The 26096-nt window shown below is 67.8% G+C and carries 20 protein-coding genes and 2 pseudogenes; 12 read left to right on the top strand and 10 right to left on the bottom strand.

Annotation, left to right across the window (positions count from 1 at the left end; all coding sequences use genetic code 11):
- Window positions 1-49 precede the first annotated feature (49 nt).
- From QFZ58_RS10795 to QFZ58_RS10760, 8 genes and pseudogenes are all read left to right on the top strand, one after another.
- Window positions 50-1564, top strand: a complete 1515-nt coding sequence (locus QFZ58_RS10795) for a gamma-aminobutyraldehyde dehydrogenase (protein WP_307128822.1) — start codon at window positions 50-52, stop codon at window positions 1562-1564.
- Between the two features lie 47 nt (window positions 1565-1611).
- Window positions 1612-2859, top strand: coding sequence for a PotD/PotF family extracellular solute-binding protein (locus QFZ58_RS10790; protein WP_307124716.1), 1248 nt, complete (start codon window positions 1612-1614; stop codon window positions 2857-2859).
- A 51-nt stretch (window positions 2860-2910) separates the two neighbouring features.
- Window positions 2911-4062: an ABC transporter ATP-binding protein gene (locus QFZ58_RS10785; protein WP_307124715.1), complete on the top strand. Its 1152-nt coding sequence runs from the start codon at window positions 2911-2913 to the stop codon at window positions 4060-4062.
- A complete protein-coding gene (locus tag QFZ58_RS10780; protein ID WP_307124714.1) occupies window positions 4059-4982 on the top strand; it encodes an ABC transporter permease in 924 nt (307 codons plus the stop codon). Before QFZ58_RS10785 ends, QFZ58_RS10780 begins: the two co-directional genes overlap by 4 nt.
- On the top strand, window positions 4982-5782 hold the full coding sequence (locus QFZ58_RS10775) for an ABC transporter permease (protein ID WP_307124713.1): 801 nt from the start codon (window positions 4982-4984) through the stop codon (window positions 5780-5782). Before QFZ58_RS10780 ends, QFZ58_RS10775 begins: the two co-directional genes overlap by 1 nt.
- 25 nt (window positions 5783-5807) lie before the next feature.
- Window positions 5808-7223, top strand: a complete 1416-nt coding sequence (locus QFZ58_RS10770; RefSeq protein ID WP_307124712.1) for an FAD-binding oxidoreductase — start codon at window positions 5808-5810, stop codon at window positions 7221-7223.
- Between the two features lie 131 nt (window positions 7224-7354).
- A complete protein-coding gene (locus QFZ58_RS10765) occupies window positions 7355-7825 on the top strand; it encodes a hypothetical protein (RefSeq protein ID WP_307124711.1) in 471 nt (156 codons plus the stop codon).
- Between the two features lie 86 nt (window positions 7826-7911).
- Window positions 7912-9165: pseudogene (locus QFZ58_RS10760) on the top strand (carbohydrate binding domain-containing protein); the annotation flags it as partial.
- A gap of 281 nt (window positions 9166-9446) precedes the next feature.
- On the opposite strand, the gene QFZ58_RS10755 reads toward QFZ58_RS10760, so the two are convergent.
- Window positions 9447-9767: a hypothetical protein gene (locus QFZ58_RS10755; protein WP_307124710.1), complete on the bottom strand. Its 321-nt coding sequence runs from the start codon at window positions 9765-9767 to the stop codon at window positions 9447-9449.
- Between the two features lie 186 nt (window positions 9768-9953).
- Here QFZ58_RS10755 and QFZ58_RS10750 point away from each other — a divergent pair, with 186 nt between their 5' ends.
- Window positions 9954-10175, top strand: a complete 222-nt coding sequence (locus QFZ58_RS10750) for a GntR family transcriptional regulator (protein WP_307124709.1) — start codon at window positions 9954-9956, stop codon at window positions 10173-10175.
- 108 nt (window positions 10176-10283) lie between these two features.
- On the opposite strand, the gene QFZ58_RS10745 is transcribed toward QFZ58_RS10750, so the two are convergent.
- The 7 genes from QFZ58_RS10745 to QFZ58_RS10715 all read right to left on the bottom strand — a co-directional run bounded on the left by QFZ58_RS10745 (window position 10284) and on the right by QFZ58_RS10715 (window position 18751).
- Window positions 10284-11900 (bottom strand): terminase, encoded by a 1617-nt coding sequence (locus QFZ58_RS10745; RefSeq protein ID WP_307124708.1) that lies wholly within the window; start codon window positions 11898-11900, stop codon window positions 10284-10286.
- The gene (locus QFZ58_RS10740; protein WP_307124707.1) at window positions 11900-12280 is read right to left on the bottom strand and encodes a hypothetical protein; all 381 of its coding nucleotides are present in this window, start codon (window positions 12278-12280) and stop codon (window positions 11900-11902) included. The genes QFZ58_RS10745 and QFZ58_RS10740 overlap by 1 nt, the downstream gene beginning before the upstream one ends.
- A gap of 614 nt (window positions 12281-12894) precedes the next feature.
- Window positions 12895-13725 carry a hypothetical protein gene (locus QFZ58_RS10735; protein WP_307124706.1) on the bottom strand — a complete coding sequence of 277 codons (831 nt, stop codon included), beginning with the start codon at window positions 13723-13725 and terminating at the stop codon, window positions 12895-12897.
- Entirely contained in the window at window positions 13722-15092 is a 1371-nt protein-coding gene (locus QFZ58_RS10730; protein WP_307124705.1) for a phage portal protein, read from the bottom strand. The genes QFZ58_RS10735 and QFZ58_RS10730 overlap by 4 nt, the downstream gene beginning before the upstream one ends.
- A 71-nt stretch (window positions 15093-15163) precedes the next feature.
- Window positions 15164-15727: a hypothetical protein gene (locus tag QFZ58_RS10725; protein WP_307124704.1), complete on the bottom strand. Its 564-nt coding sequence runs from the start codon at window positions 15725-15727 to the stop codon at window positions 15164-15166.
- Window positions 15728-15730: 3 nt separating this feature from the next.
- The gene (locus tag QFZ58_RS10720) at window positions 15731-16144 is read right to left on the bottom strand and encodes a hypothetical protein (protein ID WP_307124703.1); all 414 of its coding nucleotides are present in this window, start codon (window positions 16142-16144) and stop codon (window positions 15731-15733) included.
- A gap of 1098 nt (window positions 16145-17242) precedes the next feature.
- Window positions 17243-18751: a recombinase family protein gene (locus QFZ58_RS10715; RefSeq protein ID WP_307124702.1), complete on the bottom strand. Its 1509-nt coding sequence runs from the start codon at window positions 18749-18751 to the stop codon at window positions 17243-17245.
- Window positions 18752-18789: 38 nt separating this feature from the next.
- On the opposite strand from QFZ58_RS10715, the pseudogene QFZ58_RS10710 reads away from it, so the two are divergent.
- A pseudogene (locus QFZ58_RS10710) lies at window positions 18790-19386 on the top strand (chitinase); the annotation flags it as partial.
- Here QFZ58_RS10710 and QFZ58_RS10705 read toward each other — a convergent pair.
- Window positions 19371-19946 (bottom strand): phosphatase PAP2 family protein, encoded by a 576-nt coding sequence (locus QFZ58_RS10705; protein ID WP_307124701.1) that lies wholly within the window; start codon window positions 19944-19946, stop codon window positions 19371-19373. The pseudogene QFZ58_RS10710 and the gene QFZ58_RS10705 overlap by 16 nt on opposite strands.
- A 383-nt stretch (window positions 19947-20329) precedes the next feature.
- Window positions 20330-21670 (bottom strand): 4-aminobutyrate--2-oxoglutarate transaminase, encoded by a 1341-nt coding sequence (gene gabT, locus QFZ58_RS10700; RefSeq protein ID WP_307124700.1) that lies wholly within the window; start codon window positions 21668-21670, stop codon window positions 20330-20332.
- A gap of 245 nt (window positions 21671-21915) precedes the next feature.
- Between gabT and QFZ58_RS10695 the strand changes: the two genes are divergently transcribed.
- Together QFZ58_RS10695 and QFZ58_RS10690 are read left to right on the top strand one after the other, a co-directional pair.
- Window positions 21916-24363, top strand: coding sequence for an ATP/GTP-binding protein (locus QFZ58_RS10695; RefSeq protein WP_307124699.1), 2448 nt, complete (start codon window positions 21916-21918; stop codon window positions 24361-24363).
- Window positions 24364-24466: 103 nt separating this feature from the next.
- Window positions 24467-26065 (top strand): PucR family transcriptional regulator, encoded by a 1599-nt coding sequence (locus QFZ58_RS10690; RefSeq protein ID WP_307124698.1) that lies wholly within the window; start codon window positions 24467-24469, stop codon window positions 26063-26065.
- Window positions 26066-26096: the final 31 nt, after the last annotated feature.

The raw sequence follows: 26096 nt of genomic DNA, 5'->3' as shown, positions 1-26096 counted from the left end.
AGACGGAGCTACGCCGCCCTTGATCACGGGGGCAGCGGAGGAGAGCGTGATGGTCGACGGTTTCCAGGTGCAGGACCGCTTCGCGGAGGGTGCGCAGTACATCGGCGGACGGCTGCGCCCCGGCACCTCGGGGCGCCATCAGGAGGTGGTGAACCCCGCCACGGGCGAGACGGTGTACCGCTACGAACTGGCCGGCACCGCCGATGTCGACGCCGCGGTCTCGGCAGCCCGCGACGCCTTCCCCGGCTGGTCCGGCGCCACCCCTGCCGAGCGGTCCACGCTGCTGCACCGCTTCGCCGCCGTACTCGCCGAGGAGGCGGACGAGCTGGCCTACGCCGAGTCGCTGCAGTGCGGCAAACCCGTCCGGCTCGCCACCGAGTTCGACGTGCCGGGCACGGTCGACAACGCCGCGTTCTTCGCCGGCGCCGCCCGGAACCTGGAAGGGAGGTCGGCCGCCGAGTACAGCGGCGACCACACCTCCTACGTACGCCGCGAGGCCATCGGTGTCGTCGGTTCCGTCGCGCCCTGGAACTACCCGCTGCAGATGGCCGCGTGGAAGATCCTCCCCGCCGTCGCGGCGGGCAACACCATCGTGCTGAAGCCCGCCGAGATCACTCCGCTGACCTCGCTGATGTTCGCCCAGGCGGCCACCCGGGCCGGCATCCCGGATGGTGTGATCAACATCGTCTCGGGCGCCGGGAAGGACGCGGGCGAACACCTCGTCGGCCACCCGGACGTCGTGATGACCTCCTTCACCGGCTCCACCGCCGTCGGCAGGCGCGTCGCCGCGATCGCCACCTCCACCGTCAAACGTCTCCACCTGGAGCTCGGCGGCAAGGCGCCGTTCCTCGTGTTCGACGACGCCGACCTCGACGCCGCGGTCAACGGAGCGGTCGCCGGATCCCTCATCAACACCGGGCAGGACTGCACGGCCGCCACCCGCGCCTACGTCCAGCGCCCGCTGTACGACGCGTTCGTGGCCGGTGTCGCCGCCCTGATGGAGAGCGTGCGCCTGGGCGACCCCTTCGACCCGTCGACCGACCTCGGCCCGCTGGTCAGCCACCGGCACCGCGACCACGTCGCCGGTTTCGTCGAGCGTGCCCGCGCCTACGCCACCGTCGTCACCGGCGGCGAGGCCCCCGGCGGCGCCCTCGCCGACGGCGCCTACTACCGGCCGACCCTGATCACGGGGGCGGCCCAGGACAGCGAGATCGTGAGCTCGGAGATCTTCGGCCCCGTCCTGGCCGTGCTGCCCTTCGACACCGACGACGAGGGAATCCGCCTCGCCAACGACACCCCGTACGGGCTCGCCGCCTCCGCCTGGAGCCGCGACCTGTACCGGGCGAACCGCGCCACCCGTGAGATCGCGGCGGGCTGCGTGTGGATCAACGACCACATCCCGATCATCAGCGAGATGCCGCACGGCGGATACCGGGCCAGCGGGTTCGGCAAGGACATGTCGGCGTACTCCTTCGAGGAGTACACGCAGGTGAAGCACGTCATGTACGACAACACCGCGGTGGCCAGGAAGGACTGGCACCGCACCGTCTTCGGGGACCGATAGCAGCGGCCGCCGGCCGGCGGCCCCACCCACCCGGAAGGGCAACGCGTATGGAGCAGTACGAGCCCGAGCGCCTCTCCGCGCCGCAGCTGGCCGCCATGAGGCGCAGCCTCACGAACGGAAGGGGCGCCCTCACCCGCCGCTCGCTTCTTCGTGCGTCGGGCATGGGCGCACTCGCGCTCGGCGGCCTCGGCACGCTGAGTGCGTGCGGCATCCCGCCCGCGAAGCGTGAAGGGGACGCGGTGGCGTCGGACGACCACTCGGCCACGGAGAAGCGGATCAACTTCTCCAACTGGACCGAGTACATGGACGTCAGCGAGGACGAGAAGCACCGCCCGACCCTGGAGGCGTTCACGAAGCGCACCGGGATATCGGTCAAGTACACCGAGGACATCAACGACAACGTCGAGTTCTTCGGCAAGATCAAACCGCAGCTCGCCGCCGGCCAGGACACCGGCCGCGACCTCGTCGTCGTCACCGACTGGCTGGCCGCCCGCATCATCCGGCTGGGCTGGGCGCAGAAGCTCGACCCGGCGAACCTGCCGCACGCCTTCGCCAACCTGTCGGCCCAGTTCCGCACCCCCGACTGGGACCCCGGACGCGCCTACTCCTACCCCTGGACCGGCATCCCGACCGTCATCGCCTACAACCGGAAGGCGACCGGTGGACGCAAGGTCGACTCCATCACCCAGCTGCTCGACGACCCCCGGCTGAAGGGGAAGGTCTCCTTCCTCTCCGAGATGCGCGACTCGGTCGGGATGACGCTGCTGGACATGGGCAAGGACCCGGGTTCGTTCACCGACGCCGACTACGACGCGGCGATCGGGCGTATCCAGAAGGGCGTCGACAAGAAGCAGATCCGCCGCTTCACCGGCAACGACTACACCGCCGACCTGAGCAAGGGCGACATCGCGGCCTGCGTCGCCTGGGCGGGCGACATCATCCAGCTCCAGGCCGACAACCCGGACATCGAGTTCGCGATACCGGCCGCCGGTTACATCACCTCCAGCGACAACATGCTGGTCCCGGCCGGGGCCCGGCACAAGACCAACGCCGAGAAGCTCATGGACCACTACTACGAGCCCCCGGTCGCCGCCCAGCTCGCCGCCTACATCAACTACGTCTGCCCGGTCGACGGGGTCGCCCCGGAACTCGCGAAGATCGACGAGTCGATGGCGTCGAACACACTGATCCTCCCGGACAGGGCGATGGCCGCGAAGTCGCACGCCTTCCGCTCGCTCGATGCCGCGGAAGAGACGGCGTACGAGGAGAAGTTCGCCAAGCTCATCGGCGCCTGACCGGCCCGTCCCCCTTCCCGATCTCCCCCGACACCACTGGGACTGCGACCCATGACACAGCAGCAGACAGCGGGCGGCGACGTCCGTCTCACCGGGATCAGCAAGACCTACGGCTCCTTCACTGCCGTACACCCCCTCGACCTGACGGTCCCGCAGGGCTCCTTCTTCGCCCTGCTCGGCGCGTCCGGCTGCGGCAAGACCACCACCCTGCGGATGATCGCCGGCCTGGAGGAAGCCACGACCGGCACGGTCTCGCTCGGCGGCAGCGACATCACGGACCTGCCCCCGTACAAACGGCCCGTCAACACCGTCTTCCAGAGCTACGCCCTCTTCCCGCACCTGGACGTCACCGAGAACATCGCGTTCGGCCTGCGCCGCCGCGGCATCAAGTCCGTGAAGAAGCAGGTCGGCGACATGCTCGACCTCGTCCAGCTCGGCGACTTCGCCCACCGCCGACCGCACCAGCTCTCCGGCGGACAGCAGCAGCGCGTCGCCGTGGCGCGCGCGCTCATCAACCACCCGCAGGTGCTCCTGCTGGACGAGCCGCTGGGCGCCCTCGACCTCAAACTGCGCCGCCAGATGCAGCTCGAACTCAAGCGGATCCAGACCGAGGTCGGCATCACGTTCATCCACGTCACCCACGACCAGGAGGAGGCCATGACCATGGCCGACACCGTCGCGGTGATGAACGGCGGCCGGGTCGAACAGCTCGGCGCCCCCGCCGACCTGTACGAGAACCCGCGGACCACCTTCGTGGCGAACTTCCTCGGCACCTCCAACCTCATCGAGGCCGAGATCGTCTCCGCGGGTGGCGACATCACCGTCACGGCGGGGGACGGGACACTGCTGCTGCCCGCCGCCCGGTGTTCGGCCCCGACGGCACGCGGCGGAAAGCTGCTCGTCGGCGTCCGCCCCGAGAAGCTCTCCCTCTCCCGCGCCGCCGAAGCCGGGGCGATAGCCGCCGGCCGCAACCGCGTCACCGGCCGGATCGTCGACTCCAGCTTCATCGGTGTCTCCACCCAGTACGTCGTCGAGAGCCCGGCCGGCAAGGCACTCCAGTGCTACGAACAGAACGTCGAGCACCGTGAGGGGCTCCTCCCCGGGGCCGAGGTCGTCCTGCACTGGAACCCGGCCCACACCTTCGGCCTGGACGCCGCCCAGGACATCGCCGCGGGCGTGGAAAGCGTGGAGGACGCGGCGTGAGCGTCACCGACGCGCCGCCGGCGCCGTCCACCGAACCGAAGATCCGAAAGCCGTCCACGCGCAAGCGGCTCGTCCCCTACTGGCTGCTGCTCCCCGGCATCCTGTGGCTGCTCGTCTTCTTCGCGCTGCCGATGGTCTACCAGGCGTCGACCTCCGTACAGACCGGGTCCCTGGAGAAGGGCTTCGAGGTCACCTGGCACTTCCGGACGTACTGGGACGCCCTCGCCGACTACTACCCGCAGTTCGTCAGGTCCCTGCTGTATGCCGGCACCGCCACGCTCCTGTGCCTGCTGCTCGGCTACCCGCTCGCCTACCTGATCGCCTTCAAGGCCGGCCGTTGGCGCAACCTGGTGCTGGTCCTGGTCATCGCGCCGTTCTTCACCAGCTTCCTGATCCGCACACTCGCCTGGAAGACGATCCTCGCGGACGGCGGCACGGTCGTCGACGTCCTGAACACCCTGCACGTCCTGGACGTCACCAGCTGGCTCGGCTGGACCGAGGGCGACCGCGTACTGGCCACACCGATGGCCGTCGTCTGCGGTCTGACGTACAACTTCCTGCCGTTCATGATCCTGCCGCTCTACACCTCGCTGGAGCGGATCGACGGCCGGCTGCACGAGGCGGCGGGCGACCTGTACGCCACCCCGGCCACCACCTTCCGCAAGGTGACGTTCCCGCTGTCCATGCCCGGGGTCGTCTCCGGCACCCTGCTGACCTTCATCCCGGCCAGCGGCGACTACGTCAACGCGGAACTGCTCGGATCCACCGACACCAAGATGGTGGGCAGCGTCATCCAGACCCAGTTCCTCCGGGTCCTGGACTACCCGACGGCGGCCGCCCTCTCCTTCATCCTCATGGCGGTCGTCCTGTTCGCGGTCACCGTCTACATCCGCCGCTCCGGTACGGAGGACCTGGTCTGATGCCCGTACTCCGCCTGCTTCGCCGGAACCTCGTCGTGATCGCGGGGCTGCTGACCCTCGCGTACATGGTCCTGCCGAACATCGTCGTGATGGTGTTCTCCTTCAACAAGCCCAACGGACGTTTCAACTACGCCTGGCAGCAGTTCTCCCTGGACGCCTGGAAGGACCCCTGCGGGGTCGCCGACCTCTGCGGATCGCTCTCCCTCTCGCTCCAGATCGCCGTCTGGGCGACCCTCGGCGCGACCGTGCTCGGCACGATGATCGCCTTCGCGCTGGTGCGCTACCGCTTCCGGGCGCGCGGCGCGATCAACTCCCTGATCTTCCTGCCCATGGCGATGCCCGAGGTCGTCATGGCCGCCTCGCTGCTCACGCTGTTCCTCAACATGGGTGCCCGGCTCGGCTTCTGGACGGTCCTGATCGCGCACATCATGTTCTGCCTCAGCTTCGTGGTGACAGCCGTCAAGGCGCGTGTGATGTCGATGGACCCGAGGCTCGAGGAGGCGGCCCGCGACCTCTACGCCGGACCCGTGCAGACGTTCCTGCGGGTGACCCTGCCGATCGCCGCTCCCGGAATAGCCGCGGGAGCGCTGCTCGCCTTCGCGCTCTCCTTCGACGATTTCATCATCACCAATTTCAACGCCGGCTCCACGGTGACCTTCCCCATGTTCGTCTGGGGATCCGCGCAGCGTGGCACACCCGTGCAGATCAACGTCATCGGCACGGCGATGTTCGCCATCGCCGTGACCGTCGTTCTCGTCGGGCAGTTCGTCGCCCACCGACGGAAGAACACCGGAAAGTAAGCAAGCCCCGAAGGAGTTGGAAACCATGGCCCCGGACGCCATGCGTACTGCCGCCCGATCCCTCCGTGACGCACGCCCCCTCTCCTACTGGCTCGACGACCCGGGAAAGCCCGACCCGCTCCCCGCCCTCACCCGGGACGAACAGTGCGATCTCCTGGTCGTGGGCGGCGGTTACAGCGGACTGTGGACCGCGCTCCTCGCCAAGGAGCGGGACCCCGGGTGCGACGTCGTGCTCATCGAGGGCCACGAGGTGGGCTGGGCCGCCTCGGGCCGCAACGGCGGGTTCTGCGCCGCCTCGCTGACCCACGGTCCGGCCAACGGGCTGGAGCGCTGGCCGCAGGAGATCGGCAAGCTGGAGGAGCTGGGCCGGCGCAACCTCGACGCCATCGAGGAGGCGGTCACCCGCCACTCCATCGACTGCGACTTCGAGCGCACCGGTGAGATCGATGTGGCGACCCGGCCCCATGAGCTCGACGACCTGCGGGAATGGCACCGGCGGGCGGAGGAGCTCGGCTTCACCGGCGTGGAGTTCCTGGACCGTGACGCGGTGCGGGCCCAAGTCGATTCACCGACATTCCTCGGTGGTCTCTGGGACCGCCGCGGGGTCGCCATGCTGCACCCGGCGAAGCTCGCCTGGGGGCTGAAGGAGGCCTGCCTGCGGGCGGGTGTACGGATCCACGAGCACACGCAGGGCCTGGAGATCGCCCGTTCAGGGTCCGGAACGGCGGTACGCACCCCCTACGGCAGGGTCTTCGCCCACCGGGTGGCCCTCGGGACCAACGTCTTCCCGTCACTGGTCAAGCGGGTGCGCCCGTACACCGTCCCGGTGTACGACTACGCGCTGATGACCGAGCCCCTGGACGCCGGCCGGCTCGCGTCGATCGGCTGGCGCAACCGTCAGGGGCTGGGGGACAGCGCCAATCAGTTCCATTACTTCCGGCTCTCCGCGGACAACCGGATCCTGTGGGGCGGATACGACGCCGTCTATCCGTACGGCGGCCGGCTGGATTCCTCGCTGGACCAGCGGCCGGAGACGTTCCTGAAGCTGGCCGGGCAGTTCTTCGAGTGTTTTCCCCAGCTTTCCGGCGTCCGCTTCACCCATTCCTGGGGCGGTGCGATCGACACCTGCTCGCGTTTCTCCGCCTTCTTCGGCACGGCCCACCGCGGACGGGTCGCCTATGCCGCCGGATACACCGGACTGGGTGTGGGAGCCACGCGTTTCGGCGCCGAGGTGATGCTCGATCTGCTGGCGGGCCGGGAGACCGAGAGGACCGCGCTCGACATGGTCCGCTCCAAGCCGATGCCCTTCCCGCCCGAGCCGTTCGCCTGGGCCGGCATCGAGCTGACCAAGCGGTCCCTCGCCCGGGCGGACACCGACGGCGGGCGCCGCAACCTGTGGCTGCGGGCCATGGACCGGATGGGGCTCGGCTTCGACAGCTGACGGCCGGGAAGGTGACCCAGCTCACGTACGGCCGGTGGCCGAACCCGCGTCATGATCCGGGCGCAGCCCCCTCTCTCCCGTGAACGCGCCGGCAGGACCCTGCCTGCGCCCACGGGGAAGAGGAGGCGTACATGACCGGTACGGGGGCGAAAGCCGCGGTCGAGTGGCTCGCGTCGGTGGCACCGGATCCGGACGTCTGCCGGTGGGAATGGGAGCGGGACCCGCAGGGCATCGCCCTGCTGCCCGCCGGGAAGCGCTGGGACGTACTGATTCTTCCGGGGGCGCTGGGCTACCCCACGTTCGACGTGCTCACCCGTCTCCTGGACCGGCCGGGCCCGGTCCTCGCCGACTTCGGAGATGCCCGCCTGGGGTTCTTCGTGCCCCCGGGGACGGCCGCCCACTGGCTCGGCACCGGGGTGCGCGGTGCAGGTCAGGGCACCTGGATCGTCGTTCCCTACCCCGGTCGCACGGTCGGCGGGGTGCGGTGGCTGATCCAGCCGGACGGCTCGGGAACCCTCACCGACCCGGTGGTCCTGGAATGGGCGATGCACGAGGCCGTGGCCGTCCGCCGCGCCCACGGCGGCGTACGCGAGGAGGGGTGAGGCACTGCCAAAGGTCTTGACAACCTGATTGGTCTGGACCATGTTGTGCGCGGCCCCACCCAATTCCCCCCTGTACGGAGGCTGTCGTGGAACGCACCGGACCACCTGTCCGATTTGCCGGACTCCTGGCTGTCGTCTCGGCGGCGCTCCTCGCCGCCGGCGGCCTGGTCGCCACGGCACCGGCCGCCGGCGCGGCCGACGCCGACGTGGCGCGCAACGGCGGTTTCGAGGCGGGCCTCGACGGATGGAGCTGCACGGGCGGCAGCGGCGTAGCGGTCGGCAGCCCCGTGCACGGCGGCACCTCGGCCCTGAAGGCCACCCCGGCCGGCAGCGACAACGCCAAGTGCTCCCAGACCGTGACGGTGAAGCCCGGTTCCACCTACACGCTCGCCGCGTGGGTCCAGGGCGGCTACGCCTACCTCGGCGCCTCCGGCACCGGCACCACCGACGTGTCCACCTGGACCCAGTCCGCCGGCAGCTACACCCAGCTGCGCACCACGTTCACCACCGGTCCCTCGACCACCTCGGTGAGCGTCTACACCCACGGCTGGTACGGCACTCCCGCCTACTACGCCGACGACCTCACCCTGACAGGCCCGGGCGGCGACCCGGTCGTCGTCCCCGCCGCCCCCACCGGAGTGCGGGCCGGCACGGCCACCTCGTCATCGGTCCCGCTGTCCTGGACGGCCGTCCCGGGCGCGACCGGCTACCAGGTCTACCGCGACGGTACGAAGACCCTGACCGCCACCGGCACCTCGACGACCGTCACGGGGCTGGCCGCGTCGACCGCGTACAGCTTCCAGGTCACCGCGGTCAACGCCGCCGGGGAGTCCGCGAGGTCCGCCGCCGTCGGCGTCACCACGGCGGCGGGCGGCGGGGGCGGCGGGGGCGGCGGCGACGGCCTTCCCGCCCACGCCCTCGTCGGTTACCTGCACTCCAGCTTCGCCAACGGCTCCGGCTACACGCGGATGGCCGATGTGCCCGACTCGTGGGACGTCATCAACCTCGCCTTCGGCGAGCCGACCTCCGTCACCTCCGGCGACATCCGCTTCTCGCTCTGCCCCGCGACGGAGTGCCCGGGCGTGGAGAGCGAGGCGGAGTTCAAGGCAGCCGTCAAGGCCAAGCAGGCCGCGGGCAAGAAGGTGCTGATCTCGATCGGCGGCCAGAACGGCCAGGTGCAGCTCGCCTCAGCCGCGGCGCGCGACACCTTCGTCACCTCCGTCAGCAAGATCATCGACACCTACGGCCTCGACGGCCTGGACATCGACTTCGAGGGCCACTCGCTCTCACTCGCCACGGGTGACACCGACTTCCGCAGCCCGACGACCCCCGTCGTCGTAACACCATGGGAGGTTTGACCGAACGCCCACAACTACCCGATCTACAGGCGTAGTTAGGCCCCGCGCGCCTGCTAGTTGGGCAGACGAACGGGGCCGGTCTCACCATCGGATGCGCTCGGCATCTCCGCCGACGCACGTAGGGCAGGGCCGCTTGCCCGTGCCGCTGCACAGCTCACAACCGGCGAACCCACAGCAGCCGTCGCACCACACGCGCCCATGTCCGGCGCAGGTGCCGCAATAGCTAGACGGCCGGTCGTCGGTCGCCCGCTTTCGCCGAGCCGTCACAGCGGCTGCGTATGCCGTTCTGCGGGGTCGCCGCCCTCCGGTTCGGGCAACCGGCCACCGCGAGAGTCTGCGACCCGCAGCGCGTCATCTAGGCATTCAGCCAACCGGCGTACCGCGTAACGGAGTTCGCCCGAGGATGCGCGCGAATCTTCCAACATCCGGCGGGCATGGGCCAGCACCTCGGCCCCCGTCATGAGCTGCACCGTTTCGAGATCATCAGCGAGCCGAGAGAGAAAGCCGTTCGGGTCCTCGGTGCTCAGGTATGCCCGCTGTCCGTTCGGGCCGGGCCACGGCAGAAGTCGCAGTTCCTTGCTCATGCCGACACCCGCAATTCGAAAACCCAGCGGATAAGGTCACCCATTAGCCGAACCTCCTGTGTTCGGTCAGCCCCCGAGGTGAGCCCTTGCCCGGCTTCCTCGGGGGCGCTTGCTTTGGGGGCGAGACTAGCTGACTAGTGGGTTACTGCGATAGCGCACGTGTGGACCAGCTCGCACGCTGATCACATGGAGCTAGACCGTTCGATCCCCTTTGCCAACCAGGTTGCCGACGACCTACGCCGACGCCTTGACGCGGGCGAGTGGAAGTCAGGCGAGAGATTCCCCGGAACCGTGGCAATCAGCGCCGAGTACGACATCAGCCAGTCCACGGCCGTGCGCGCCGTCGGCGTCCTGGTGACCGAGGGCCGGTTGCGCAAGGTCATCCCGCACGGCTTCTTCGTTCTGTAACAAGTCGGATACGCAGAGTAAACGAAAGGCCCCGACAACCGGCTAGGTCATCGGGGCCACAGTCGAACTAATGCACGAATATCACCCCTGAGTGTTTAGGGGTGGTCACTAGCCGAAGAACACGCGCCCGTCACGCTGCGGTTCTTCCAGCTTGCCCGCCTCGGCCAGGCGATTACGGGCGAGATCAGCGAGCAACAGCGCCGCGTAACCGTCAACCTTCTTACGAGAGCTGCGGTTCTCCTTTCCGAAGCTGACGCCATATCGGTTAATCCAGCGCTTCGCATTCATCACGTGACGCCGCAGTGTCAGGTTTCCGGTGTGCCGTACGTGGCCGTTCTCGATGGCAGCTATAAGGCGCGCATTGGCGTCTGTCAACTCCCGCTGTTGCCCACCCGAGCCATCCATCCGGCGTGCCACTGCGGAGCCGGTAGAGGCCCGTACAGCGAATCGATCCCGGTACTCCTCGGACCAACGGGCAATGTGCCCTTCCCATAGAACGGGGTCGGCGAAGAATGCGGCAACGTCGAACCGTGCGAACGCATGGTGCACGGCATCCTCTACGGCCGCACGGTCAACCTCCCAATTCTCACCGGCGGGACCGTCCGGGCGTTCCCAAATACCCAACGGTTCAATGAGCCGATCGGATACGCGCATTGCGACTAGCGCCGTTGCGTCATCCGTCTTGCCACCATCGAACCCGAGGGTGATTCGGTCACCATCGTTGATTCGATCCGTGACAGCGAGAGCGTCCCAATGCTGCGGGTTAATCAACGAGTCCTCATCGACAACCAACTGATTGGCGAACATGCGGCGCGACTGCCAAACGGGGTACGTGCCGCTGTAGATCGTGGAAATGATCCAGTCCACATCAAGCCACGTGGCGTCACCTCGGGCGCAAATGATCGCGGCCTCTAGCTCATCGCGGTTACCGATATCGAACGGCGGGGCCTCTACGCTGTCGTAGTAAATACCAGCGAGGCGGGGAACATCAGGGCCCTTATCGTGTAGCTTTGACCACGCGTGAAACGTGCGCTCAGCCACGCTGTCCTCACCGGGCAACGGGGCATTCGTAATCTCAAGAGTTCGAGCACCACCACCACGAGACTTGGCCACATTTCCCGCAATGGTCATTGCCATGTCGTGGCCGCCATTGGACTTGACCCAGTGCTGAGTTTCGTTCATCAGCGTAAAGGTTGCTCGGCGTCCTTCCAGCGCACGGGCCGAAGCGGTCACAGCTTCAATCCGGCCACCGGTTCCGCTGTAAATAATCTCCTTACCGAGGTCGATTCCATACGTGGCTAGGGCGGAATTCGAGAACATCCCAGGAAACAGGGCCATTGTGTTCTGTGCCTGATCCTTGGACGTGGCAGCCACCTGCACCCAAGCGGCGGGGTGAGCCTTGCTGACCGGCATACCGTCGGCGTCCCAATGGGAGAAACGGCAGGGCCCGACGAACTCGAATGCACACAGCGCCGCAGCGAACGGGTCCTTACCGGCACCCTTGATTCTCCGCACGGTCCCCTGTCGATAGACGAAAGCGCCGTTGTCGTCCAGCTCATAAAAGCGCATTACCGTACGCGCTTGCTCACGGGTGAACTTCCATGCGTCGCCAGCCTCGGGGCCGTCCGGCTGACGGAGGTAACGAGTGCACCAGCGGATAGCGATATCACCTAGCGTGCGGTTCGCGGGCGGGACGGAATCCGGGATTGTGCGTACTGGTTCCATCACTCGTCCCGGTACGAATTAAGTAGCTCATCTAGGCCCGCGTCCATATCAGCGGACGGCGACTTAGTCAGCTCCACACCGAGACGACGCCGCGCGCCCTCGGTTGTTAGTAGTTCACTGGCAGCGCTGATGACCGACGCGAATAGCTGGCCGCTTACGCGCTGTCCCTGGCTGAGATTTCGGCTCATCACCTCGGCCACATATCGGGCCTGCGCGATATCGGAACGTTCGTAAAAGAACGATTGGCCAGACTCAAACAGCGACTCGAACCACTCAATAGCGATCGGGTCCCAATTCGGGTCAGCCTGGGGATTGTTGGGACGTTCACCAGCGGGAGCGCGAGTAATCGGCGTGTCCGGCTGGTTGGTCCGACGTCGCATATCGGAGCGCTTAGGAATAGGGCCGTGAGTGCCCATGAGGAACCCCCAAAGGGAAATAGGTATGGAGCACCCCTGAACGTTTAGGGGTGATGGGCACAGCGCGTGACGGCCCCGGATAGGGATTCCGTGGAATGCAAGGCGAGTGGTCAGCCTCGGCGACGTCTGGACCCGTAGAGCCCGACGATCTACACGGTAACGATGAATGAGAGGTGCGGAGACGGGGGGTGCCCCACCGTCCGCCTTCGAATGCACGGGAGAGACGCGAATCGCAGTCACCCAACGTGAATGCGAGTGACTGCCAATCGCTGTATGCCGACGACTACCAAGGGAATGGCGGCGACTCTCTGTCCCGACCTAGGCGGGTGATTGGCCGTGGGTTAGCGGCTCTCGCTGCTGCTGATTCAGCCTGAGTTTTCGCCGCATGATGCCAGCGGCAAAGTAGCCACAAATTCGACAGCGAATGGTTATCACCGCGCTCTATGTGATCCACGTCGCTGCCATATGCCCCGCAGAGCTGGCCAGTGTCCTCTAGAACGGCCTGGCAAATGCCACCGTCTCGCCGGATCACCTGCCGTCTAATCTGTGCCCAGTTCGCGGGTAGGCGGGAGCGCCGGTTACTGCTGTCCCACGCCACGGCTTGCCTCCCGCTGTTCGTTGAATGAGCGAATGAATGCGCGCCGCTGCGCCTCTCCCGATCCCTCGGTTGCATTCCAGCGCCGCACATATTCGGTGCGCTTTCGTTCATCCTCGGGAGGAAGCGAGACGCCACGAAACAGCGGGAGAACCTGGCAGTGACAATCCGGGTGGTACTGATCCGGGTTGTCCTCGGCTACGAATGACCGAGTGGAACGGGACGCATTCCGGCTTTCGCTGTAGGCAGCGCCACGGCTAGCGAGCATTGCGCAGAAACCGCAAGGGTCGGCGTCCGTCTTGCGGAAGTAGCCGATTACCTCGGGGTCGTTCTCGCGTGCCTCGGCCAGCGCATCACGTCCGCCTTGCTCGGCCAGTCGGCCACCATCGCGCGCAAGGTTCGTACCCGCGCTGTTCATTACCGAATCGAGTTCAGCTAGAAAATCGGGATTATCCAGTCGGCCTCGACCCTGGCTAATTGCCCGAGCCACCGGCGCAGCGTGCACGAAATATGATGCCGCAGCCTGTCGAGATTCCGAGTGCGTATCTCGCTGACCACCCCTGAACGTTCGGGTGTGGTCTAGAGCAAGCTCACGAACTTGGTTGTGATACCGGGTGCCAGCCTCATAAGACTGGTCCCGGCTCTCACTCACCAATTCGCGGTACGTCTCCCACAGTGCGTCAGAGTCGGAATCCACAGCGCGCCAACTAAGCGTTGCCCACCACTGCATTACCCGCTGTGCCAACGTCCCGGAAATGGCTAGCTGTTCGTTGTAGTAGGCCCGAGATTCACGGTCGATATCCGCTTGCGTCATGCTGCCACCGGCTCAACCTCGGGCGGAATCACGGACTTTGCCAGTGCGTTAGCCATCTTGGTTGCCGGGTCCACCTGCTCGGCGAGGATGCGCCATTCGGCAAGCTGTGCCGGAGTCATTCCGGGAACCATCTGCCACGCTGCCTCGGGCGGAACACCCATCGTGGCAACCATCTTCCCGAGAGCGTCCACAGTGGCCGAGAAAGAACGCGGGGTGCAATCGCGCCAAACGATCTGAGCATCAGCGGGAAGGACGACACCCATTAGCTCAGCAGCCGTCTGGAACACGCGCCGCCACGCTCCACCGAATGCCCGCTGCCGGTCGAGAACCTTCTTACGTAGCGATTCCTCCGCAGCCGCTAGAGCCTCGGCCGAAAGGTTCACCATGTCCCCGGTAATAAAGTGCGGGGGAAGCGATCCGATAGAGGCAAGGTGCTTAACGGTGTTGTTGTAGGCGTCGAGATACGGCTTAACGTCCGTGGCGTCGAACTGGCCGGTCTTTGTGTCCTTATCAGGGAAGATCAGCAGCCGCGACGCCGAGAACATAACAGCGCGCTTCTTGATGCGGCCCCAAAGGTCTACGTCGTGCTGATCCTCCTTAGGAGGAGTGACACCCGCTACCCACTTCTGACGATGCGCGCCGTATTGAATCGCGATATTCGTGGAAAGCGCGATGTTGTTTAGCTCATCCTGAATAGGAATCAGCGGCTCAACCTCCCCGAGCGAGGGGACGTTAGGCGATGTTGACGCCATGTTCCGGAAACGGATAATCGGGCAGTGCGTAAGGCCGTGCGCTAGCTGCTCGACAACCACATAGTCGGATGCGCCGGGGTCGTCGCCCTCTTCCTTGCTGACAAGCCGGAAAACAAACTCGTCGTCGTACAGGTCCACGGTCGCGCGACGCTCACCATTAATGAACGTTGTTCCGTGGACGGCAGCGGCAATCGGGAACGGGTCATTTGGTCGCTTGAATAGGGCCGTGACGGACAGCGGGGAGAGCGGTTCGATTTCCGGCCCGTTGCTGCCAGGAAGGACCCGCACATAGGCTTCGCCATAGGCCAGCGCGTCACGGTGTACGGCCGTCTGAGCCTCTTCCATGCCGTTCCGGTCCCAGGACTCCCAGACAGGGAAATTGTCGCCTCCACCGGCCGCACGGAGCCCGTCAACGTAGAGGTTCGACGCGACCGCATCGACTACCAACGGAAGAAAGTTCTTCACGCTGCGCTCACGGAATACGCCGAACTCGTCAGCGGCAGATTCCGGCATGTACGCCGGTGCGTGGTGGCCGTGTAGGTACTGCTCCACCCGCTGTAGGCGCGGGTACGTCTCCCGGTACTTCCCGAGGATTGTGTCTAGGACCGGGCCCATTGTCGGCGAGTCCGTACCCTCGGGGCCGTCCGGTCGAGTGAGGCGGGCGTCAGGGGATAGCCAAACGTCCATTACTCACCACCGGAAGTCATTGGGTTACGGCCCGTACGGGTCTGCTCATACAGCCGGTCAACTAGCGCCGAGTCGTAATTGACCGCATCGGCACCCCGGCGGTTTCGCGAATTGGCCCGAGAGGTGAACCAGTCGTCAATCTCGCGGGTGACTGTAGGCATGAACTTGTCGCCCATCAGCGCGCGAGTGTCAACGCCGGTACCAGCAACGCCGCCGCCATCCTTTCGAATTACCGGAAGCTTTCCGTCGCGGGCGCGCTCCCGGTAAGTCCGCTGCCATTCCTTAACGTGTCCGTCAAGAATGCGCTTAATTCCGGTCGGCATCGGGTCGTCGTCATCATCAAAGAGATTCATCTCTTCCATGAAGTCGGCGCGAATCTGAGCGCGGGACGGGCCTGCCTCGGCGCGACGCTTTGAGATATCGGCGCGCTTACCGTCGATCTCTTCAAGCTGCGTTCGTAGCTGCTCCGCGAGGCTGACTAGCTCGGTGTCCTCGGCGTCGAAAGTGGCCGGGTCAACGTCCGGAATGTCGTCGGTCGATGCGTTCGGATCTAGGAAACTCATGGATTACCCCCAATAGGTTCGGGAACGGAATGCGGGAACGATCTGCGCGCGTTCGCAAGCGTCGAAATCAGCGCCAGCGGACACGGACGTAATGCCATCCCGACCGAGGTAGCGCGCGATCTGCTGCTTTTCCTCGGGGGTGAGCGTCGGCTTTCCCAACGTGGCACCCGCGCCGCCGTACTGATACTGGTATTCACCGGCCATTTCTGAGCGGAATCCCTCGGGGTTGCGGAACCAGCGAATGACTGCCTGCGCGGAGATCATGCGGAACAGATAGGGCAGGGGATCGGGACGGATACCGTCGGTCCACGCTGCCTCTAGGTCGATGAGCGCCGAAATATCGAGAACGCCCGTACTAATCATCTGCCGGTCGGTGTCGTTAAACGTGGTTCCCATTCGGGCCTCTACGTCGTCCACGGTGCACATGGGCACAGGCTCAATTGGTGTTGTCACGCGTGAGCCTCCGGAGATCAGCGAGCAGTTCAGTTAGGGGGGTCGGGCGACCGGCCATTACGTCCGCTGCCTGCCCGCGAATAAAGGCCGTGGCGATTGCCCATGCGGCCGGATCATCAGCGAGTAGCGATGCGGCTACCTCGCGGTCAATGCGAAGGGTGATTACGTGCACTGAGACACACCCCCGGAACGGTGCCGACGCTGCCTAATGCGGGCGGCAGCGCGCTTGCAATCCTGCGAACAGTGCTCGGACGGGATGCCGCCGTGGCGGATGTCCAGGAACCGTGAGCCACAGATGCGACAGCGGGAGCGGGAGAGAGAGATGGCAGTCACGCAGCAACCCCCTTTCTGGTCTGTGACAAAAGGGGAAAAGAAAGGGCCCTCACGGGTGCCGGGCGAACGGACCACACCCGTGAGGGACACACCGCACATGCGCAAGCTCAACCGCCAAGAGAGGGGACGGGAGCCGGTAACGCACGGGCGAGAATGTGGGGCACCTGGGAACGTTCCTAGGTGATTGAGCGAGACACGCGCTCGTATGCCCACACCTATAGAGAGCGTTTCTGTTAAGTGCGCCGCATGGATTTCGCCGCAATATCGAGGCTGGCTGGGGACTGTTACCGTACCGTTATATAGGACCGAAAGGGTGGCAATTCCATCGGATCGAAATCCGCACTCAGCGGGAGGGGTTCGGCACCGCCCGAGAGAAAACGACACACCCCTAAACCCCTTCTGACCTGGGGTTACTGTTTCTAGAGTGTGTTGAGTGTTGATTCTGAATACAAAAGTTGGTTACACCTCACATACATAGGCCCTGACCCAAAACCGTTCTCGAAACCAGCACTCGACACACTCACCCCCTGCCCGCTGTGTAACCGGCCTTTTCTGTTCCCGGCGCACCCAAAGGCTCTGCGTGCCCGTCTAAGGACCTAGCGCCCGCTCGCCGGTACTCGGTGCCACCTGTGGGCCGTAAGGCGCTCACACGGCCGCCTGCGGCTTCCTAGGGCATAGCGAAGGGCCCCGCCCGGATTGCTCCGAACGGGGCCCCTGTCTTGCTGTGTGCTACGCGTCTTCGGTAATGGCCCATTCGATCTGGACCCGGTCGTCCGTGAGGCGCACGCCCCGGCCCGGTGCCTTGCTCACGCGGACCCGGTCAATCGCCGTCGCAATGAGTTCTCGTCTCAGTGCTGGCCCTGCCGTTTCCCAGTATTGGGCCGCATAGCCTTCTGTCAGGAACGTGATATCCACGCTCTTTGTGTCCAGCTTGGCTAGTCTCTCCTCCGCTGCCGTGAGTCGGTTCTCCGCGTCGGTCTTTGCGGGCATTCGGTACCGGGCGGAACGGCCCTCATAGAACCCCGCCCGGTCGTCCGCATGGAACCGCCCTAGGGTTGCCTCTGCCTCACTGACAGCCGCGCGCGCCTCCCGTAGCTCTTGGGTTTCCGTGGGCTTCTGTAGGGCCGTCCAGCGCCCCGCGACCGTAGCCATAAGCGGGTCCTCTGGATCGGATGCCGACACTCGGGCTAGCCATCGTTCGGCTACGCGCTTTTCGATCGTTACGCGGGATACGGAAGCGCGGGCCGCACAGTCGCCACCGGATTGGTTGGTCTGACATACGTATGAGTTTCCGCTTGCGAGCATTGACCGGCCGCATCCTGCGCAGGTAAGCCGCCCGGCCAGCAGTGCGCTAGCTCTTCCCGGCACCGGTGTTCGGTCCATAAGCAAGTGACCGGAAAGAACCTGCCGTGCGCGTGCTGCCAATTCTTCGCTGATCATGTGAGGGACGACGTCGTCAGGAACGCAGCGGACGCGTGCGCCTGTCTCGTCCAAGTAGGCGACAGGGTCAATCCTCTTGGGATTAATGGCCTGCCACCCTTCATAGACTGGGTGAATGACGATCTTTCGAATTGCCCCGGCGTGCCACTTGCGGCCCGTGATATCCGCGACTCCCTCGACATTGAATGCACGAGCCAACGCGCGGCAGGAAGTCCCGTTCGCAATATCAGTGAAGATCCGTACGACCACTTCCCACGGGGAGTAGTCAGCCCCGGCGTACTCGTCGGTGTCCGGCGCTAGCTTGCGCGCCTTATCGACCTTGAGGCCGAACGGGGCTTGCGAAAGCCATCGTCCCTCGCTGCGCTGCCGTGTTTTCGTGGTTCGGACATTGTGGGAGAGGCGTTGCGAGTAGGCGCGGGCATCCTCGCTGCGCTGGAGAATCCATTGGCGGTCCCGCTCGTTGGATGAGTCCAGTTGTTCATAGTCAAAAATCACTCGGGCTTTGCCCAGTAGGGGGATTACGGACTCGGCACCCTTGCGGCTGAATCGGTCGAGTGCGAAGCACCAGAGCGCGGAGACTTCCCCAGCAAGAACAGCAGCCATGGCGGCGTCTTGCTTAGGTCGCTCGATGTCGGACCATGCGGAAAGGTTCTCTTTCCATACCTCCCGGACGTCGTAGCCGTGGTCGTCGGCCCAACGTCGGCCCCGGTCCTCCTGCGCACGCAGCGACAGTGCGCGCTCTCCCTCGCGTACGACCTTGGACTTGCGGACGAGTAGGTCTACCTGCGGTTTCGCCATGGTGTGTGTCCCTCCCCTTGAGTTGTCAGGGTTTACACACTACCCCCGTGATCGTCAACCTGATCTCCGCGGTGAAGACGCTCAAGGCCAAGTACGGCGACGACTTCGTCCTCACCATGGCCCCCGAGACCTTCTTCGTGCAGCTCGGTTACCAGTACTACGGCTCAGGTCCCTGGGGCGGCCAGGACCCGCGCGCCGGCGCCTACCTGCCCGTCATCCACGCCCTGCGTGACGACCTCACCCTGCTGCACGTCCAGGACTACAACTCCGGCTCCATCATGGGCCTCGACAACCAGTACCACTCCATGGGCGGCGCCGACTTCCACATCGCCATGACGGACATGCTGCTCACCGGCTTCCCCGTCGCGGGCGACCGGAACAGGGTCTTCCCCGCGCTGCGCCCCGAGCAGGTCGCCTTCGGCCTCCCGGCGTCCACCCAGGCGGGCAACGGCCACACCTCACCCGCCGAGGTGACCAAGGCGCTCAACTGCCTGACGAAGAAGACGGACTGCGGTTCCTACCAGACGCACGGCACCTGGTCCGGGCTGCGCGGGCTGATGACCTGGTCCATCAACTGGGACCGCTTCAGCAACTGGGAGTTCTCGAAGAACTTCGACGCCTACTTCGGCGGCTGAGCATTCCCGCGACCGGTCCCCGTACAGGCCCGGAGCACGAGCAGCACCACCGCGCTCAGGCACCAGCCGGCCACCACGTCCAGCGGCCAGTGGTAGCCGCGCAGCACCAGACCGGCGCTCGTCGCCGCCGTCAGTGAGGCGGCGGCGGCGAGCGTCATCCACGACCGTGCCAGGTACGGCGACAGCAGCAGTGCCGCGGCCCCGTAAGCCACCGCCGCCGTGGTCGTGTGACCCGACGGGTAGTAGCCGGTCGCCTCCGTCAAGGGCCCCTGGCGGTCGGTCCACAGCTTGAGGGGCACGACCAGCGCGGGTACGGCCGCCAGGGCGAGGAGGGCGTACACCGCCGGACGCCGGGCGCCCCGGAACCAGGCCAGGACGGCCGCGCACACCAGTGCGGAACCGGCGACCTGCGGATTGCCGAGGTCGGCGAAGAGGTCGGCGAGCCGGGCGGGACCGCGCCCGGCGAGAGCCAGGCCCAGCCGCTCGTCGGGCCCGAGCAGGGGGCCGTCGGCCAGCACCTGCCAGGTCACCAGGGCGAAGACCGCCAGCAGTGCGGACACCGCGGAAACGAGAGGGACCGGCCACCGGGGAACAGGGGGGATTGTTCCGGGGTGGCCGGTCGGATCGGTGTGCCGCGCGCCCCGGGGGGTGTGGGGCGAGCGGCCATCCGATCGGTGAGGAGTTCCGGAGCCCGAAGCTCCAGTGGTGTGCGCCAGGGCACGACCGGGACGGCGCTGGGGGAGATCCGGCCCGGCATCGCCCGCAGTTCCCTGCGGGCGCGGTGTTTCTCTCATCTGGGAAGACCGTACGTCAGAGGGAGGTGGACCGACAGCGGCAAAGGTAACCCGCCATCGGCCCCCCACACCTTCTTCACAGGCCCTCACCCGGGCACCGGTCATCGCCGCCCAAATCGCCTCATGGCGCCCGGGCGGTTTCGCACGGATCAGAGCTGGGCGAATGCCTGCTCGAGGATGTCGAGGCCCTCGCCGAGCAGGTCCTCGCCGATGACCAGCGGCGGCAGGAAGCGCAGGACGTTGCCGTACGTGCCGCAGGTCAGCACCAGCAGGCCCTCGGCGTGGCAGGCCTTGGCCAGCGCACCCGCGGCGGCCGCGTCGGGCTCCTTCGTGCCGGACTTCACGAGCTCGATCGCGATCATGGCGCCGCGGCCGCGGATGTCGCCGATGATGTCACCGTTCGGGAGCTTCGACCGCATCTCGGCGAGGCGGCCCTTCATGACCTCCTCGATGCGCCTGGCCTTCCCGTTCAGGTCCAGCTCGCGCATCGTCTCGATGGCACCGAGCGCGCCCGCGCAGGCCACCGGGTTGCCGCCGTACGTGCCGCCGAGGCCGCCGGCGTGGGCGGCGTCCATGATCTCGGCGCGGCCGGTCACCGCGGAGAGCGGGAGGCCGCCCGCGATGCCCTTGGCCGTGGTGATCAGGTCCGGGACGATGCCCTCGTCCTCGCAGGCGAACCACTGGCCGGTGCGGCAGAAGCCGGACTGGATCTCGTCCGCGACGAAGACGATGCCGTTGTCCTTCGCGAACTGGGCGATCGCCGGGAGGAAGCCCTTGGCCGGCTCGATGAAACCGCCCTCGCCGAGGACCGGCTCGATGATGATCGCGGCGACGTTGTCCGCGCCGATCTGCTTGGTGATCTCGTCGATGGCCTGCGCGGACGCCTCGACGCCGGCGTTCTCGGCGCCGGTCGGCCAGCGGTAGCCGTACGCCACCGGCACGCGGTAGACCTCGGGCGCGAACGGGCCGAAGCCCTGCTTGTACGGCATGTTCTTCGCCGTCAGAGCCATCGTGAGGTTGGTCCGGCCGTGGTAGCCGTGGTCGAAGACGACGACCGCGGTGCGCTTGGTCCAGGCCCGGGCGATCTTCACGGCGTTCTCGACGGCCTCGGCGCCCGAGTTGAACAACGCCGACTTCTTGGCGTGGTCGCCCGGGGTCAGCTCCGCGAGCTGCTCGCAGACCTCGACGTACCCCTCGTACGGCGTGACCATGAAACAGGTGTGGGTGAAGTCGGCGAGCTGCGCCGAGGCCCGGCGGACGACGGCCTCGGCGGAGGCGCCCACCGAGGTCACGGCGATGCCGGAACCGAAGTCGATCAGCCGGTTGCCGTCCACGTCCTCGATGATTCCGCCACCCGCCCGGGCGGTGAACACCGGCAGCGTGGACCCCACGCCCGCGGCGACCGCCGCGACACGGCGAGCCTGCAGCTCGACCGACTTCGGGCCGGGAATGGCAGTGACGACGCGGCGCTCCTGCGGAATGTGGGACATGCGGGGCTCCTGGGGGTGTTCCGGACGCTTCTCTCGTGTGCAGGCTAGGGGCGGGTGCGGCCCGAGGTCATGCTCCGATCGGGAGTGGTGGCCGTGTTTCCTTGTCCGCCGCGGACAGGTGGCCCGCCACAAGCGGCGGGAGGCCGGGGCCGCGCCATCCGGCCGCCTTGCTGAACTCACCGTGTCCTGGCACTAGATTGACCGGTGCAGAGGGCGGGACCCGGCTGGTCAGGGGGCAGCGGTTCATGAAGAGCGACGACATGCGTGACGCGAGGGGCGCGAGCGGCCCGCCGGGGCCGGGCGGTCACCCGGAAGCGCCCCGGTACCCGGTGCCCCGTCCGGCAGGGCCTCCGCCCGCCCCGCCGTCCATGCCCGCCGCCCCGCCGATGCCCGCCGCACCGTCCATGCCCGCCGCCCCGCCGATGCCCGCCGGCTCGCCCCTGGGCGGACCGTCCACCGAGGAGTGGCTGGACACCGACCGTCCCGCCGCGGACCCGGGCATCTGGCGGTACGCGTACGTGCCGCGGCCGCCCCGGAAGCCTCCGAACCCTTCGCTGCTGGCCCCCCTGGCCACGCTGGTGCTCTGGCTGATCTTCTGGGGCCTGCTCATGGACTTCCGGGTCCCCTACGTGAACGTGCCGTTCATGGTGTTCACCCCGGGGGACTGGTGGGCGTTCGACAGGTTGCGCGCCGACTACGTGCCGCCCGCCGCCAACTCCCTGCAGACCCTCTACCTGCAGGCGCTCGTCCTGCTGGTGGGGCTGTGGGCCGCCCGGCTGGGCAACTGGGCCGGACTCGTCCGCCACCACGCCGGGCCGCACCTGCGGCGGGTGCGGCTGACCCTCTCCGGCTCCGGAGCCCTCCTCGCGCTCTGGGCCGTCTGGAGCGGCTACGTCCCGGTCGTGGACGCCGTGATGTACCTCGTGAGCGACTGGCTGCAGGGTGGCGGCAACAAGTACCTCGCGGCCCTGGTCGCCTACGGTGCCTACGCCGTGATCTTGGCGGGGACCGTGTGGCCGTTCGCGCGGGCCGGCCGCTGGCGCGCCGAGGTCCGCGAGGCCCGCGAGCGGGAGCCGGCGGGGCCGCCCGGCGGCACCGCCCCTCCCCGGCCGGCCCACGCCGGCACCGGCCGCGCGAGGTGGCCGGAGCTGCGTGCCTCGGGACTCACGGAGGCGGCTGACGTCCTCACCGCGGCGGTGCGTGCCGAACGGATGAACGACGTGGACTGCGTACGCCTCGACCACGCGTGGACGCTCTCGCGTACCGCTGCGGACCGCTCGCAGGCCTTCGCCGCGGCCGTGGTGCGGGAGGGCCCCGATGCCTTCCTGCACCCCTCGGGCAACCGGGACGTCCCCCTGCGCGCCGCCCGTCACGATCTGCTGGCGGGTCAGGTCCGGGTCGGGCGCTGCGTGGACGACGAGCGCAACCCCTACGCCCGCCGAGGTTCCGGCGCCGCCCTCGACGCGGCCGTCCTGGGCACCTCCCTCCTGGCGGTCGGGCCCTCGGGGGCCGGCAAGACGACGCGGCTGGTACGCCCCGTCGTCGAGACGCTGGCACTCCAGGCCCTCGCCGGACGGTCCGCCGTGCTCGCCGTCTGCGCCGCGGGAACACCCCTGGGCCCCGACGACGCGTACGACGTCGTCGTGAAGCTCGGCGACGCCTCCTCGGTGTACGACTTCGATCTGTACGGGGGCACACTCGACCCCGACGAGGCGGCGGCCACGCTCGCCGAAGGGCTCGCCGGGGACGTGCCCGACCTCGACAGCCGGCGCGCGGCGCTGGCCCTCGGCCAGCTGCTCGGCCCCTACCGCGCCGTCCACGGGCACTTTCCGGCCGTACCCGAGCTTCGTGAACTCCTCGCGGGAGGCGAGCAGGCCCTCGCCCCGCTGCGGCAGGCCCTGCGGACGGGTGGCCACGACTCGATGCTGCGCGAGCTGGAGGCGCGAGTCCGGCAGGCGGGAACGGCGGGCGACGTCGCCGCGGTCCTCGCCGACCGGATCGCCCTGCTCGACCGGCCCGCGTTCGCCGGTTTCTTCGCCACGGGAGAGCAGGCACGGCCCTTCTCCCTCCGGTCTCTCGAACAGCACCCCCTCCGGGTCCGTATCGACCTTCCCGAACGGGCCCACGCCGGGGCGTCCCGCGTGCTGGCCAGGCTCGTCCTCGCACAGTTCAACGCGATGGCCGCGGCGCGCGCCGACCGCTCCCTCTTCACCTGCCTCGTGCTGGACGACGCGACGAACACCCTGACCACACAGACGGTCCGGGGCCTGCGGCACCTGCGATCCGTCAACGCCGGCGCCGTACTGGTGCTGCGCACCGTCGACGACGTGCCCGAGGAGCTGCACCCGGCCCTGCTCGGCGCGGTGGGCTGCGGCATGATCTTCTCCGGCATCACCACCTGGGACGGGCGGCGGTTCGCCGAGGCCTGGGGCAAGGAGTGGGTCGACGTACGGGAGGTGGCCCAGCACACGGTGTTCGCCGACCAGCCGCTCACACGCGCCCTGCACGCCCTGCGGAGGATGGCGACCGGCAAGGCCGTGACCACCGAGGCCGTCACGGTACGGCGGGTCGAGCGCGAGCGCTGGTCCGCCTCCGCCCTCGCCTACGAGCTGCCGGCCGGGCACGCGGTCCTGTCCCTGACGACGGTGAAGGGCGAGCACGCACCCCCGCTCCTGGTCGACCTGGGCGGCTGAGGACCGGCGGGTGCCGGTCACAGCGACCCTGCCGCCCTGGCAGAATCGGATGTGGCCGTCTGTACGGGACGGCGCAGTCGACTCCCAGAGTTCCGGCGGTCCCATGCCCCTCACCCTCGCCTCGCTCGTTCAGCACTCCGCCCTCAAGCTCACGGTCCGCGCGGGGGCGGACCGGCTCGACACGCCGGTGCGCTGGGTCCACGCCAGCGAGCTCGCCGACCCTGTGCCGTACATGGACGGCGGTGAGCTGCTCCTCGTCACCGCGACCAACCTCGACGCCGAGGACCACGAGACGATGCGCCGTTACGTCCAGCGGCTGGCCGGCGCCAAGGTGGCGGGGCTCGGTTTCGCCGTGGGCGTCACCTACGAGGACATCCCCGCCGCCCTCGTCGACGCCGCCGGCGAGGCGGGGCTGCCGCTGCTCGAAGTGCCCCGGCGTACGCCGTTCCTCGCGATCAGCAAGGCCGTCTCCGCGGCGATCGCCGCCGACCAGTACCGCGCGGTCACCGCCGGCTTCGAGGCCCAGCGGGACCTCACCCGGGCCGCACTCGCGGGGGACGGCCCCACCGAACTGCTCGCCCGGCTCGCCGCCCACGTCGACGGCTGGGCCGCGCTGTACGACACCTCGGGTGCCGTCGTGGCCGCCGCGCCCGACTGGGCGGCCCGCCGTGCCGCCCGGCTGACGCCCGACGTGGAGCGCCTGCGGGACCGCCCCGCCCCGGCCAGCGTCGTCGTCGGCACCACGGCCGACGACACCGACCGGATCGAGATCCAGTCCCTGGGGAGCGGCCACCGGATCCGCGGCGCGCTGGCCGTCGGCACGGGGGCTGCCCCCGGCACCGCCGAGCGGTATGCGGTGCACTCGGCCGTCGCCCTGCTGACCCTGACCACGGCCCGTTCCCGCTCCCTCCAGGGGGCGGAGCAGCGCCTGGGCGCCGCGGTCCTGCGGATGCTGCTGGCAGGGCAGCCCGACCACGCCCGGGCCGTGGCCGGGGATCTGTACGGCGGGCTGCTCGACGCCCCTTTCCGGCTCCTGATCGCCGAGACGCCCGCCCCGTCGGCCCCCGCGGCGCCCCAACTGCTCGCCGAGACGATGGAGGCCGCCGCCGCCCGATCCGGCGAGACGCTCCTGATGGTGCCCGAGGGTGAGCGGGTCGTCGTGCTGGCCGCGGACGGTGGTGCGGCGGTCGAGGCCTGCACGGCGTACGCCCAGGCGCAGGACGACCGCCCGGCGCGCGAACCCGGGGCCGACGACGGCGACGTGGTCGTCGGTCTGTCCGCGCCCGCGGGCCCCATCGCCGTCTCCGCCGCGTACAAGCAGGCCGAACAGGCACTCTCGGTCGCCCGCCGCCGGGGCCGGGCCCTGGTCGAACACGAGGAACTCGCGGCGGGCTCGCTCCTGCCGCTCCTCGCCGACGACGCCGTACGGGCCTTCGCCGACGGCATCCTGCGGCCCCTGAGCGAGCACGACGCGAAGGGACGCGGCGATCTGGTCGCGTCCCTGCGCGCCTGGCTCTCCCGCCACGGCCAGTGGGACGCCGCCGCCGCCGACCTGGGCGTCCACCGCCACACGCTGCGCTACCGGATGCGGCGGGTGGAGGAGATCCTGGGCCGTTCACTCGACGATCCGGACGTCCGCATGGAGCTCTGGCTGGCCCTGAAGACGTCGGCCGCCTCGTCGTCGGCCCCCACGGGCGGCTGAGAGGGGCGCCCCGCTGCCCGCCTCCGCCAAA

This window comes from Streptomyces sp. B1I3 (assembly GCF_030816615.1).
Classification (GTDB): Bacteria; Actinomycetota; Actinomycetes; order Streptomycetales; family Streptomycetaceae; genus Streptomyces.
The sequence above is the reverse complement of the archived record's forward strand: the minus strand, read 5'-3'. Positions and strand labels throughout refer to the sequence as shown.